The 13159-nt window shown below is 37.6% G+C and carries 12 protein-coding genes and 1 pseudogene; 8 read left to right on the forward strand and 5 right to left on the reverse strand.

The features are described from left to right. The 3 genes from H4J76_RS13915 to H4J76_RS13925 all read right to left on the reverse strand — a co-directional run bounded on the left by H4J76_RS13915 (nucleotide 1) and on the right by H4J76_RS13925 (nucleotide 2705). Complete coding sequence (locus tag H4J76_RS13915; protein WP_182230823.1) at nucleotides 1-819, reverse strand: CPBP family intramembrane glutamic endopeptidase; 819 nt, start codon at nucleotides 817-819, stop codon at nucleotides 1-3. Nucleotides 820-937: 118 nt separating this feature from the next. Then, on the reverse strand, nucleotides 938-1807 hold the full coding sequence (locus H4J76_RS13920; protein ID WP_182230824.1) for a LytTR family DNA-binding domain-containing protein: 870 nt from the start codon (nucleotides 1805-1807) through the stop codon (nucleotides 938-940). Between the two features lie 112 nt (nucleotides 1808-1919). Then, nucleotides 1920-2705, reverse strand: coding sequence for an ABC transporter substrate-binding protein (locus tag H4J76_RS13925; RefSeq protein ID WP_182230825.1), 786 nt, complete (start codon nucleotides 2703-2705; stop codon nucleotides 1920-1922). A gap of 78 nt (nucleotides 2706-2783) precedes the next feature. Between H4J76_RS13925 and H4J76_RS13930 the strand changes: the two are divergent. Together H4J76_RS13930 and H4J76_RS13935 are read left to right on the forward strand one after the other, a co-directional pair. Further along, a pseudogene (locus H4J76_RS13930) lies at nucleotides 2784-2951 on the forward strand (diguanylate cyclase domain-containing protein); the annotation flags it as partial. Nucleotides 2952-3288: 337 nt separating this feature from the next. Beyond that, nucleotides 3289-5067: a hypothetical protein gene (locus tag H4J76_RS13935; protein ID WP_182230826.1), complete on the forward strand. Its 1779-nt coding sequence runs from the start codon at nucleotides 3289-3291 to the stop codon at nucleotides 5065-5067. Nucleotides 5068-5358: 291 nt separating this feature from the next. On the opposite strand, the gene H4J76_RS13940 is transcribed toward H4J76_RS13935, so the two are convergent. Then, a complete protein-coding gene (locus tag H4J76_RS13940; protein WP_182230827.1) occupies nucleotides 5359-6297 on the reverse strand; it encodes a DMT family transporter in 939 nt (312 codons plus the stop codon). Between the two features lie 221 nt (nucleotides 6298-6518). Continuing rightward, entirely contained in the window at nucleotides 6519-6974 is a 456-nt protein-coding gene (locus H4J76_RS13945) for an Lrp/AsnC family transcriptional regulator (protein ID WP_182230828.1), read from the reverse strand. A gap of 207 nt (nucleotides 6975-7181) precedes the next feature. On the opposite strand from H4J76_RS13945, the gene ctlX reads away from it, so the two are divergent. The 6 genes from ctlX (at nucleotide 7182) to H4J76_RS13975 (ending at nucleotide 13140) form a co-directional block, all read left to right on the forward strand. Beyond that, nucleotides 7182-8102: a citrulline utilization hydrolase CtlX gene (gene ctlX / locus H4J76_RS13950; protein ID WP_182214066.1), complete on the forward strand. Its 921-nt coding sequence runs from the start codon at nucleotides 7182-7184 to the stop codon at nucleotides 8100-8102. Between the two features lie 94 nt (nucleotides 8103-8196). Continuing rightward, nucleotides 8197-9627, forward strand: coding sequence for a sodium:alanine symporter family protein (locus tag H4J76_RS13955; RefSeq protein ID WP_182214064.1), 1431 nt, complete (start codon nucleotides 8197-8199; stop codon nucleotides 9625-9627). Between the two features lie 588 nt (nucleotides 9628-10215). Further along, nucleotides 10216-10605 carry a hypothetical protein gene (locus H4J76_RS13960; protein ID WP_182230829.1) on the forward strand — a complete coding sequence of 130 codons (390 nt, stop codon included), beginning with the start codon at nucleotides 10216-10218 and terminating at the stop codon, nucleotides 10603-10605. Further along, nucleotides 10602-11180, forward strand: a complete 579-nt coding sequence (locus tag H4J76_RS13965) for a hypothetical protein (RefSeq protein ID WP_182230830.1) — start codon at nucleotides 10602-10604, stop codon at nucleotides 11178-11180. Before H4J76_RS13960 ends, H4J76_RS13965 begins: the two co-directional genes overlap by 4 nt. Next, nucleotides 11177-12022: a hypothetical protein gene (locus H4J76_RS13970; protein WP_182230831.1), complete on the forward strand. Its 846-nt coding sequence runs from the start codon at nucleotides 11177-11179 to the stop codon at nucleotides 12020-12022. The genes H4J76_RS13965 and H4J76_RS13970 overlap by 4 nt, the downstream gene beginning before the upstream one ends. 143 nt (nucleotides 12023-12165) lie before the next feature. After that, on the forward strand, nucleotides 12166-13140 hold the full coding sequence (locus tag H4J76_RS13975) for a transposase (protein ID WP_182214058.1): 975 nt from the start codon (nucleotides 12166-12168) through the stop codon (nucleotides 13138-13140). Nucleotides 13141-13159: the final 19 nt, after the last annotated feature.

A 13159-nucleotide genomic window follows, 5' to 3' on the forward strand; every position in this document is an offset into this window, starting at 1 on the left:
TTAAATACTTTGAGTGGTTAATGTCGCTTTTGTACTTGTGGTCGACTGATTTTTCCACAAGTTTAAAAAGGTTATTTCACGCTTTTTACCACGGCAAACAAGCAGATGAATGTAAAGCAAAGTTAAAATAATTGAGCTTGCTTTAAATATATTGCCCGCTAAGTCTCCCGCTGCACCACCTGACATGCCAAATATTCCGTAAGCTGCATTCATGAAAATATGCATCCATAAAGGGAACCAAATTCGATAACCAGATTCACAAAATAACCATGCAAACCAAGTACCGGCTACCGAAGTTATTGCGAAAGCTGCAAAGGCTGACATTAGGTCATGCCCTTGATATATATGCCCAAAACCAAAGATAACCGAACTAAATAAGGCAGCAGGTATAAATCCTAAGTGGCAATATCGAAATAAAACGCCAAACAATACCGCTCTAAAAATAATTTCTTCGAACACCCCCGCGTATACCGAGCCAACCATTATCCCTGATAGGGCAAGGTTCAACTCGCTACTTAAATAGGCGTAACCGATTGTCATCGGCAAGCAACAGGCAACCGCCGCTAAAAAGTAATGTTGAAATCCTGCTATTTTTAGACCTAAAATCTCAGTTAAATCAACGTCCTTAAATAGTAAGCTTGCCACTAACACTAAGGGGCTATATATAAAGAGGTAGCTCGCGGGTGTTAATAAAAGGTGTGATTGATTATCTAGTGCCAGTAAAGCTTCACTCCAAGTATCTCCCCAAAAGTATTTCATACTATAGCGACAGAATATAAAGGTAGTGATCATTATTAGTGTTTTAATTTTGTTATTCATATTTACCTGCTTAACTAAAGTTTAAATTTCAAATTAAGCATGACTAACACTCAATTGAATATCCATAAATTAGGGGTAAGCTAATAAAAAAGGTATTACTAACAATATATTGGGATGATTAACAAGCTTTTGGGACTAATGACAAGGCTTGTTTTATTGTCTCTACATAAGAACGAGATACGGGGATAGTAACATCAAGGGGTTTCATCATTAATTTCAAACCGCCAGCATTGCCGGTGCTAAGTTCTACTAAGGCTAGGTTTACAGCATAAGATCGATGGCAGCGCATCACCGTTGAGTCAACAGGAAGTTGTTTTAAGATACTGATCAGTGAACTGCGTAATAATTGATAGCTAACGTTGTTATCTTTAATAATGACTAACTCACAGTAATTGTCAGCGGATTTTATAAATAACAGCTGTGATAAAGCTACTTGTAATTTGTCGCCTTTATTATCACCGGTTAAGGTTAATGGCTGAGTTGATATTCGCTCGCTATTAATAACATTTTCATTTTGTTGATTCGTTGCATTGTCAGTTTCGATAACTTGTCTTGGTAAAGCCGTTTTCTGCGCATGGCGATTGACAAGATACATAAAAATGATTGGAAACAGTCCAATAGCAAAAGTATATAAAATAAACAGTAATTGGTTTTGCCAATGCCAGGAGCCAAGAATAGCCACGACAAAGTAGCTGTGATTAAAGGCCGAAACTATAGCAATGTATAAACAAGGTATGATGATCAAACGTAATATGTTGTTAATCTTCAGGCGAGTTGAAGCTATTTCTAATGCTCCAGAGAGTAATAGCGCGCAAAAGGTTACCAAGCCATACCCGGAAAGTCGTAAGAATTTGAAGGGAATAGTATGGTTGTTGGTGCCAAAAGGCTGGAATACAAATAAAACGAATAAGGTAACCGTGGAGAAAAGTACCGCACGCTGTAAAACTACTTTTCTGGATGCAAAATCATCCTTCAACCACAGGCTCATTATTTAAAATCTTTTGAATATACAATGGATAAGAAAAGTAACATATATTAACCGTTAGTTGCTGATATTTTTAAAATTAATAGCACTAAAATTATCAATGAAGCCTTTGTAGTTAATTAACTCTTATAACGGGATATTGCCACTCACTGATTATTTTATCAATCTTTCCCGTTATCTTCAGTTGATTAATTGCATAGCGTAACTGTTCAATTATATAGGGTGATGTTTTTTTATTACAGGCAAAATAATAGTCTAAGGGCTTTGTATTTAGTTGGTAAACATTTTCAAATAAATTAGGGTTTAAATTATTAAATTGAGCGCGATACCTAATGGTATATCCATCGGCTAAAATCAAATCGATACTTTTACGCTTAACTAACAGCATTAATAATGAATGAGTATTATTAACGACAGTTAAATTGAGACCTTCTGTAAAGCCTTCTTTCACTAAAAGTTGGTGGGTAACATCGTCACGGATCACGGCAATCATATGTTTTTTTGCATCTTCTAATGAAGTAATACTTAGCTTTCGTGCAGTTAAACCGATAAAAGAAATATTACGCTCGGCGATGGTATTTACCCAAATAAATTGCTCTTCACGTGCTGGGGTTCGGGCAATAGAATAAATACAGGTGTTTTCTTTATTCAAAGCCATATTAAGTGATCTCGCCCACGGATAGACATTGATATTGAATGTGTACGGTGTACTCGACAGCGCCGAAGAGACTATTTCTGTGGCGAATCCCATTACTTTATTGGGTGTATCTATTTGAAAAGGGGGCAGGTGCTCGGTTACGATTTCAATATGAGGCTGAAAAGTAATCTCTTGTGAGCTTGTTGATAGCGTAAAAAAGCAAAGAAACAAGGTTAAGTATTTGATTTTATTGTAGGTGGTCACTATAGGGTTAATCTTCCTTGATTTATAGATAAAAAAGATTAACACTAAAATTGCTGAAAAACCACTCAACAAAGTCGCAGCGAGAACTTACTGAGTGTTTTACATGATGGTCTTTCTCTATACATGACTGCAAGTTTTGGTGTGGCTGATTTTAATGCTCAAATGAATGAATTAGAAGATCTGATAAAACTTGCTGATGTGGTTTTATATAAAGCTAAAAACAGTGGGCGAACTATCGCTTGTTAGATGCAAAAAACACCTAAAGAAAATGACAACGAAGCAGTAAATATTATCCATACAGTAAACTAGAATCACCATAACCCCGCTATTTTATTATCTTAGTTAGCCTGACAAACATTATTTATATTAAAACCGACCTTTTAAAGATTTAACGTTAACTTTTTGTTAATATTGTTGCTTAGCGTTATATTACTTTTTTTGTAAAGGGTGATAAAATTTCAACATAACAAATCAATGAACAAAGAAAAGTTACACTTTATTTTTCGTTCATCCCCTTTTTGCTCATTATATATCGCCACTTAAAACGGTTAAACCAGATAGTCGTTTTCGTTAAGGTATTTTAATGACCAAAAAATATATTTATAAAGGAATATATGTGAAAAAGTTAATAACGATTGTTTTATTTATTTTATCTGTTCAAGGATGTGGAGGAGGTTCTAGTAGTGACAGCACTAAAACTAATGGTACGAGCACCAATGTGGCCGTTGTTCCTCTTGATTATAAAAGTATTAAATATAAAAATGAAATATCAAACAAATATAACGCTGTTTTTAGAGGGGGGATCACTTTAAAAATTCCTCTTAGTTGGTATCAAGAACAAAGCCTTGATCCAGAGCCTCTTGTACTTAGTACTTTTTATTCCGAAGGTACTTCTCCTAAAGTTATTACTATCGTAAAAACTGACAGTTTTATTCAAAGTAGGCAAGGACTATCAAACATAAGTGAAGTCTCTTCTAAGCCCATTAACTTTTCGAGCTTTGAGGGAACAGAGGTTATATTTACGGCGAATATTGACGATGTTGCGTTAAAGTTTATGCAAAGTTATGTGGAAGTGAACTCCGTTTACTATTCTATTTTCTTTTTTTCGGAAGCCCAAGAGTTTGATCGGTATATCGAAGTTTCTCGCTATATTGCCCGGACTTCGCACCTGAGTATATTAACGCATGAGACTACCGAGATAAGTGTAACAAAGGCAGATGATGATTTTTTATTGTTGATTTGTGAACCATCAGCACAGAATTCTAATGAATATCAGCTCTATGGCAAAATTATGTCGCAGGAGCTCACTTTTAGTGAACAATTTTTAATTGATGATAAATCTTTAGGTTGTTTAAATGTCAATGCTAAATACAGTCAAGGTTCATATCTCGTTGTATATGGCGCTGATTATAATGATCGACACCTTGTTGCTAAAAGAGTCTCAAAAACGGGAGTGGTTTTAGATGATGTTCGTATTCCAGTATCATTTTATAGTAAATACATAGATTTATATTTAGAACGAGAGTTTTCACTTAGTAATAACAACAAAGAAATAAACATTCTTTTTGATGATGATAAATATTTAGTTACTTGGCGCTGGAAAACAGGAAATAGCAGTGAACATATCATGGGGCGTTACATTGATACTTCGGGTGTCACTTCAGAGATATTTTCTATTCATGAATATGTAGACGGTCTTATTGATAATACGATTAAAGCGGCTATTAGTAACAATCAAATTTTAGTTTCTTGGTCAACTAAAGAGTCGAATAATGATGATTTCCCTATAGTTACCTATGGAAAATTTATTAATGATATTGATATTGACGTTGTCAGGAAAATTGAACCTTCAATCATAGATGAAAATAATGTAAATACTGCACGATTCCAAGATTTAACCCCCATCGATAATGGCTTTGTTTTCTCATGGGTACAAGGGGGATATTGTAGTACATGTGAAGGTTTGAGTGACGAGGCAATTAAAGCCAGAATAATTAGCCGTGATGGTTTGCTAACAGATGTAAAGGTATCTTCTAACGTCATAACTGTCGCAGAGCAAACTACTTCTGGAGGCTCTAGCATTGGTGAAGGAGGAGATAGAAGTTATTTTAATATTCAAAACTTAGATAATAAGTTACTTTTCTCTTGGATCACCGGGGGAGCATTTGAAGAAACTATTTATTACATGGTTAGTGATCAAAGCCTAACTGAAATGTCAGATATTACGATCAGAAATAAAAAAATAGGTTACATGCCTAGCTTAGCTGAAATAAAAGTCACTTATTCTGAAGATAGGTTGTTTATCTTTCAGACTGCCTATAAAGGTACGGCTGTTTGGGCTGAAAATAAACCAAGTCAGTAGATTAAATAAAAATAGACAGTTGAATCGTTTCGGTTGCAATATCGGTCGTTTATTGTCAAATAGTTCACTGACAATAGCCTTTAAAACCTGTAGTTATAGTACTTAATCGATACGATATAGCTAGGTTGTTTTAAGACGTTGTTGGAGATTGTTGAATTTAAAACTGCCCGATACGGGCAGTTTTATTTAGTTAGTAAAGGTTAAAAACTGATAGTTAATGACTGGGCTATCAGGTAAATATCTATAATTAATGGCTTCAAAGAGTCGGTTTGCTTGCCGACATCTAAGCCATTAGGTTAATACTATTTTGGTTTTATTTTTACTTAACGCCGTAACACCAGAACCAATAACTAAGATCACTGCACCGACAATACTGGTAGTATTGAGTGGTTCGTTTGTAATCGCTCCTGGAGAAATATAATTAATGATCTGCATAAAAATTAAGGTCAATAATGGCGTTATGGCTAACGTTGCGCTAACACGAGACGCTTCCCAATGTTCAAGAGCTTCTGCAAAAGCGCCATAAGCCAAAAGCGTATTTGCCCCACAAAAAATCAACAGTAACCAGCCTATAGTATCTAGTTCAAACACTAAAGACGGAGCCGACAACGGTAAAAATACCAAGGTTCCCGCTAAATAAATCAGTATCATAATTTCTTCAGAGGCAAAGTTTTTCAACAGTTGCTTTTGTGCTAAGGCATAAATAGCCCAAAGAATTGCCGCAAGAATAATAAAGAAAAGGCCAAGAGCATAGTTACCTTGAAAACTAAATAATTGTTCAAATCGCTGATTAAAAAATAATACCAGTCCTAAGATAAAGGTTAACAAGCCCACTTTTTGTTTGGTATTAAACGACTCTTTAAAAACACAAACACCACCAATAAGTAATAACATCGGTGCTATTTGAATCATGACCTGTGTGCTTTCTGGTGATGTTAAGGCCAAGCCCATCATATAGAGAATGTAGTTTGCTAATAAACCAAAGACGGTAAGTATCATTAACACCATGACTCTATTGTTCTTAAGTGATGATAATGAAGGTAAGCGTTTGGTGATAACTAAGTATCCGCCCAAAAATACGGCCGCAATAAGAAAACGAAACCAAGTAATGGTATTTACGTCCATATATTGCAATAGCTCTTTGAGCGCAATCGGTAAAACGCCCCATAATATTGCCGTAGTAAGGGATAAAAATAACCCCAGTTGCCATCGACCACTAATTTCATGCATAGGAAAAGCTCAGCTTAAAATGCCACATTGAGCATTTCTTTAAAAGTGAGATATTATCCATAAACTGCTTGAAAAATACTATCGTTATTAACGCTAGTATTGTGTTTTATCAGAGATAAAAGCGAAAGTTATCTTATAAGCAGCAATTAAAGCCATCAGCTTTAACAAAGAGGGCGTTTGAGTGTAATTACCCATAAATATCCTAGATGAATTGAAAATGGTTAAACTGAGCTTAAAAGAATACTGGTCTCACTGTTAAGCACTCCTTCTATCGTTCTAACATCTCGCAGTACGTGGTCAAACTCGAGTAAATTTGATGTTTTAACCTCAGCCACTAAATCCCAAGTACCGTTAGTTGTGTGAATCTTATCAAGTTGGGCAATACCACGCAGTTTATTAATCACTTGTGTGGTCGACCTACCGACAACTTCTATCATCATTATAGCTTTAACGACTTCAGTCTCTAACTCATCATGAGCTCGAATCGTGAATCCCAAAATAGCGCCAGAATTAATCAGTCGATCCATTCTATTTTGTACTGTGCCACGCGAGACGTGGAGTGATTTTGCCAACTTAGAAATAGAGGCCCTAGCATCAAGGCGTAAAATAGCAATGAGATCTTTATCAATAGCATCGTAAAGAAATACCCGCTTCTTCAGGTTCTTGTTCTCGGTCATACTCGGCTCCAAATTATCATTTTGATAATAAAACTAAACAATATGATAAATATTTACTCAATAATTGCAACATATTGCCATTTTGATTAGCACCTTCAGCAGATAGTATAGGGTTCAGTTAAATAACAGCTTTGTATAGCGCTCTGCTTTATCTGCCAAGAGAGAAATTATGATAAAGCATAAAATACAAGGTAACAGAGAGAAATTATGCCAGTATTTCCACAAGCACCAAATGCGGTCGTGATGATCCGCCCACATCACTTTTTTCCTAACGAAGAAACAAAGCAAGACAATAGCTTTCAGTCAACAGAGCTTGTAAACCAAGACCAAATTAAAGCCCTCGCTTTTGATCAAGTAACTAGCGCAGCAACCATACTTGCAGCAGAAGGGGTTGTTGTTCACCTCTTTGAAGATGAAGGACTTGAAACACCCGATTCAGTATTTCCTAATAATTGGTTTTCAACACATAGTGGTGGTCAAGTCGCAATTTACCCTATGTATGCAAGAAATCGCCGCAAGGAACGCCGCACAGACATTATCGCCATGCTTAAACAACAATATCGTGTGCAAGTCGTTTTTGATTATTCTGGATTAGAATATGATGATATTTACTTAGAGGGTACTGGTGCTATGGTGCTAGACCATATTGAACGCATTGCTTATGCGGTTAGTTCAAAAAGAACCGATTCACATGTCCTTGAACGCTTTTGCGCTCACTTTAATTTTGAACCTATGGTTTTCGATGCTCAAGACAAGAAGGGCACTCGTGTTTACCATACCAATGTATTAATGTGTATTGGCAGTGATTTTGTCATGGCCGGCTTTGAAATGATGACCAACCCTAAACGCCGAGATGAAATTATTAAGCGCTTTGAAAATGCAGGTAAAAAAATTATTTATTTAACCGAGCAGCAAATCAATCAATTTTGCGGTAATGCACTCGAATTGCAAGGGACTTCAGGGCGCATACTTGCGCTTTCGTTAACTGCCTATAACGCATTAACACCACAGCAAATAACCTTGCTAGAAGAAACAGTGAAATTGGTTCCTCTGAATGTCTCTGCCATTGAAATGGCTGGTGGCTCAGTACGTTGCATGTTGGCAGGGGTTCACTTGTCAAAAAGATAATTTATTGATTAACGATTGAGTCAAAAAAATTAAGCATATAATTTAAAAAAGTATCGTACTATACTGAAAATTAAAGAGTAAACAAGGCAAGTAAATGGTTAATGAGATTGTAAGCGCTATCAACAATATCCTTTGGGGCCAAGGCCAAATATTAATTTACTTGTTACTTTTTGCCGGATTTTGGTTTTCGTTCAAACTTCGCTGGATACAGATACTGCAATTCAAATATATGTTTACGGTGATGAAAGGCAGTACGCAATCTGACAAGTCAGGTATTAGTTCTTTTCAAGCTTTATGTACGGGGCTTTCAGCGCGAGTTGGTACGGGGAATTTAGCGGGTGTTGCCATGGCTATTTCGCTGGGTGGCAGTGGCGCGGTATTTTGGATGTGGGTCATTGCATTATTGGGTATGGCGACCGGCTTTGCTGAAAGTGTTCTTGGCCAGTTATATAAAGTGCGAGATGAACATAAAGAATTCAGGGGCGGCCCCGCTTATTATATTCGGGCCGGACTCAACAAACCTTGGCTGGCTATTCTTTTTTCGCTTTGTCTCTTTTTAGGCTACGGTCTTACTTTTAGTGCAATGCAAGCCAACACCATCGCAGATGCATTAAACAATACTTTTACCATCCCTCGTGAATATTCAGGCGTAGTTATTGCGGTACTCGCCGGCAGTATCGTTGTAGGTGGTATGCGCAGTATTGCTCGATTTGCCGAACTTATTGTACCTTTTATGGGGTTAGCCTTTGTCGGGACAGCGGTCGTTATTACCTTGATGAACATTCAACTTTTACCATCAATGTTTGTCGATATATTTTATTCAGCTTTTGGTTTAAATGAAGCGGGTGCCGGCGCTTTAGGTGCAGCTATTAAGAATGGCATTCAACGAGGCTTATATTCAAATGAGGCTGGAGCAGGTAGTGTGCCTCATGCAGCCGCAGGCGCTTCACCTGTTCCTAATCATCCTGTTGCTCAAGGTTATGTACAAATGCTAGGGGTTTTCTTAGATACCATGGTGCTTTGTAGTTGCACAGCAGTAGTTATTTTGTTGTCAGATATTAATATCAGTGGCGAAATGGAAGGTATTCGAATGACACAAGATGCGATGACGAGCCATTTTGGTAGTGGTGGAAACTATTTTGTTGCCGCCGCGATTACCTTATTCGCTTTCACCTCTGTGGTTGCTAATTATGCTTATGCAGAGAGTAATTTACATTTATTTAAACTAGACAATAAAGTAGGGCGACTCTTTTATACCAGCATTTATTTATTTATGGTGTTTTGGGGAGCAACGGCTTCGTTGAAAGAAGTGTGGGGATTAGCAGATATGGCACTAGGATTAATGACGTTGGTGAATATCTACGCCATTATTTTACTGACCCCAACCGTATTGAATTTAACTAAAGACTTTCGCGAGAAACTCAAAGAAAATGGTAAGCCTACTTTTTTACTTGATGATGTCGAAATACAAGGCAAAACAGAGCCCGGTGTCTGGACAGCGAATAAAGCCAAAGAAACGTTATAAGTGCTTTGATATATAAAAAGCCGCTAAAAGATTTTAGGCGCTTGTTTCATGGCGCTATAGGTTATAGACAATAGGGATTCGTTAACGGCTTATTATGAACACCATGAATTTAAACGACGACAAAATCTGACATGCTGCGAAAAACTATTAGCATAGTTATTTTTTAGCATAGTTATTTTGTGAAATAATATGTAATAAACTATGGGCTCAAAACGTCTATCGTTAAGTGTGCTTTAAATCCCCATAAACAGTAATTCCCGTCATATGTAGACTTTTTCAATAATATTATAAGTTTTATTCAACTACTCGATAGGTTTGAGTGAAACTTGTGAAAGCTTTAAATGTTTCTATTCGATAATTCCTCTTGAATCTTTATAATGGGTGTCCGGATTGTTATTGTAAGTCACTGTTTTTGTGCGTTATACTGTTATTTTTAGTGATTGGGGATGGCTAGCAGGATTATCACAATTAATTGTCGGAATAGTGCTAGAGCTACATTGGCAGGATTGTCATAGTTAACTGTCGGAATATTAATAAGTGACTGTTTAAATGAATAGTTTGGAGCTTTGATTATGCAAGTGATACGATTTGGTCACGAGTATTGATAACGATGATGATGAAATGGATAGCACAGATAAAATCAAAAATGAGATTAGGGCAATACTAAACTCGGCAACAGATAAAGAATTAACGAAACAATGGATAATCGAAGCTCTTGATGAGCAAAGTGGTCACATAGTTGTTGTCGGAAAAACGGGTAACATTAACTACACGGCACACGATGCAATCATAACACTATCCAGCTCACCATCGGTCGAAATCACCGAGACAGCACCGAGCTTTATCGAAAAATGCGAAGTCAAGGTCAACCCAGACAGTAAGTCATCAGTAAAATCCAAGATAATGGACATGGCTACCAACCAAGCCATTGGTCAGGTAATTCGAGAGATAATCGAGCAAATTGGTAATTTCTTATGACACAAGACCTTAGCGCAAGCACATTAGAAGCAATACGCAGAAACATAACAGTAATGTCATTCATGATAATAGTATTCTTCTTTGCGGGTGGTTACCTTCCTGTAACTGGAGATGCAATTAAATTACCACTGAGTGATGTCAAGTTCAACAACCCAGAGCGACTACTATACGTCTTATGGATGATGATGATGGCATGGTGGACTTATAGGTATTTCGCACTTGGTGCTTGGGGTGGGTTTAGGGGAGTGGTTGACTCTGAATGGGAACACCTACCAAGGAAGTTTAGCGACATTCAAAGCCTGATAATAAAGTCATTGGCTTTTCCTGCGAAGTGGCCGGACATCCCCGCCAACAGACTTAGCGGTATAGCCCGAAGGGCGGGCATTGACGGCGAGTATCAAGTGACGTTCGCAGGAGCCCAGAAGCCCCCCTTAAAGAACAAGCTAACCATATTCAGACTCAAGATAGCGGTAGCAACAAGATACCCATCCACAATCACATTTTTCCTACCCTTGATAATGATTATGGTTGCGTTCGGATTGACAGTCCACTCAGTCATTATGGTGGCAATATGACCCGAGATAAAAATAAACACCTACTTTCACTCCCGATGTTTTGGTTCGCAACCATGACACCTTTGGTTGTCTGTGTGATATTAATGGTTATAATTTTTTACTTAGATGACTTGTCATTGGCTGTATGGAATAGTGTGAATATTGGAATCGCCTACACCCACTTCAAGGTTCCGCTAGTTATAGCATCACTCGCATTCCCACTGGGAGCGGTCATGATAGCAAGTCATCGGTCGGCACAAACTTTGATGATGGCGGATTTGCAGTCGTCGCAGAATAGGTTTGCGAATTATTTCCTGCACTTGGATAGGTTTATTGCGGAAATGACAGCTCCCGAGGTGAAATTATTGTTCGTAAACACCCGTGCTGCCCATGACGCTCTCTACCCTGACCTCCTATCGAAAGGCTCTTTGAGTGCAAATACAGAGCATATAACACGGTTCACAGAAGCAGTGCAAAAAATAGAAGTGGTGTCTAAAAACATCAGGAATTCATTACCAAAAAAAATACACGTAACACCTATAGAATCTATATCATCATCTCACAGAGACGATGTAATGGCTTTTTTCAACTCGACGGAAGCCTTGCGCGCAATTGATTTAATTATTGATACCGCCTTTGAGTTTGATAGGATTACGAGCGACACACTAAAGACCCCTTCTTGGCAACCCACCGACATGACTGATGTGTGGGACCTATTTCAATGCTGGGTTATTGTAGTGGATGAACTGCTAAAGCATGACGGCTCATCAGACATAGCTGAACAGATAACATTCACTGGGTTTTTTGTTGCGGCATACAAGCAGTTTGTCAATTACCAAAAGGAAGAGGCTCAAATTTTCTAAGTGAGCCAGTAGGATGCACCCATTTCGGAAGAGACAATCCAGCACGATTAAGCAGGATTAACCAGGACACCCATAGTTAATTTGAAAGATAGCATTCCCTCTACTAGGCTTACTAAAAGAGTCAAAGTAAAAGGATTTTCTTTATGACTACTGCCAGAAAAAAACTGATTAGTTTAGTTGATACCCCATATTACCACTGCATTTCTCGCTGTGTTCGCCGAGCTTTTCTTTGCGGTGAAGATAAACTCACAGGTAAGAGTTTTGAGCACCGCAGAGGCTGGATTGAAGATAAGTTACTTAGTTTAAGTCAAGTTTTCGCTATTGATGTATGTGCTTATGCGGTTATGAGTAATCATAGTCACTTAGTGCTGTTTATTGATGAGCTAAGGGCTGAATCATGGTCGACAGAAGAAGTATTACAGCGTTGGCATAAAATATTTAAAGGCACTTTTTTAACGCAACAATATTGCCGTGGTGAATTGATTGCCGAATACTTACTTCCAACATTAAAAAATACGGTAGCCTGCTATCGCAGTCGATTAATGGATATAAGTTGGTTTATGCGTGTTCTTAATGAGCGTATTGCGAGACAAGCCAATCAAGAAGATAATTGCACCGGCCGGTTTTGGGAAGGGCGCTTTAAGTCACAAGCTTTACTCGATGAATCAGCGATTTTAGCCTGCATGGCCTATGTTGATTTAAACCCTGTTAGAGCCGGTATGGCAGATGCGCCAGAGAGTTCACTATACACAAGTGTAAAAAAGCGTGCCATCGAAGCTATAAAGGGTAAGCAACCCAAAAACCTGATGCCTTTTGTAGGTGATCCCAAAGCTAATATGCCTAAAGGCCTACCTTTTGAATTAACGGATTACCTGCAATTAGTCAAACTAACAGGGCGTTGTATAAAAGAAAGTAAAAAAGATTATATTGTTCAAAGCAAGCCAAAATTATTACGACGTTTACATATCAACACCGACAACTGGTTAACACTCACAAAAGATTTTAGACGCTTGTTTCATGGCGCTATAGGCAATAGGGATTCGTTAACGGCTTATTATGAACACCATGAATTTAAACGACGACAAAATCTGACATGCTGCGAAAAACTATTAGCATAGTTATTTTGTGAAATAATAT

It is taken from the genome of Colwellia sp. BRX9-1, from assembly GCF_014077195.1.
Taxonomy (GTDB): domain Bacteria; phylum Pseudomonadota; class Gammaproteobacteria; order Enterobacterales; family Alteromonadaceae; genus Colwellia_A.

Excerpts from the sequence above, each read along its gene's own strand:
- H4J76_RS13915 (WP_182230823.1), bottom strand. The coding sequence starts at position 819 with ATGAATAACAAAATTAAAACACTAATAATGATCACTACCTTTATATTC.
- H4J76_RS13920 (WP_182230824.1), bottom strand. The coding sequence starts at position 1,807 with ATGAGCCTGTGGTTGAAGGATGATTTTGCATCCAGAAAAGTAGTTTTA.
- H4J76_RS13935 (WP_182230826.1), top strand. The coding sequence starts at position 3,289 with ATGACCAAAAAATATATTTATAAAGGAATATATGTGAAAAAGTTAATA.
- H4J76_RS13940 (WP_182230827.1), bottom strand. The coding sequence starts at position 6,297 with ATGCATGAAATTAGTGGTCGATGGCAACTGGGGTTATTTTTATCCCTT.
- H4J76_RS13945 (WP_182230828.1), bottom strand. The coding sequence starts at position 6,974 with ATGACCGAGAACAAGAACCTGAAGAAGCGGGTATTTCTTTACGATGCT.
- ctlX (WP_182214066.1), top strand. The coding sequence starts at position 7,182 with ATGCCAGTATTTCCACAAGCACCAAATGCGGTCGTGATGATCCGCCCA.
- H4J76_RS13955 (WP_182214064.1), top strand. The coding sequence starts at position 8,197 with ATGGTTAATGAGATTGTAAGCGCTATCAACAATATCCTTTGGGGCCAA.
- H4J76_RS13965 (WP_182230830.1), top strand. The coding sequence starts at position 10,602 with ATGACACAAGACCTTAGCGCAAGCACATTAGAAGCAATACGCAGAAAC.
- H4J76_RS13970 (WP_182230831.1), top strand. The coding sequence starts at position 11,177 with ATGACCCGAGATAAAAATAAACACCTACTTTCACTCCCGATGTTTTGG.
- H4J76_RS13975 (WP_182214058.1), top strand. The coding sequence starts at position 12,166 with ATGACTACTGCCAGAAAAAAACTGATTAGTTTAGTTGATACCCCATAT.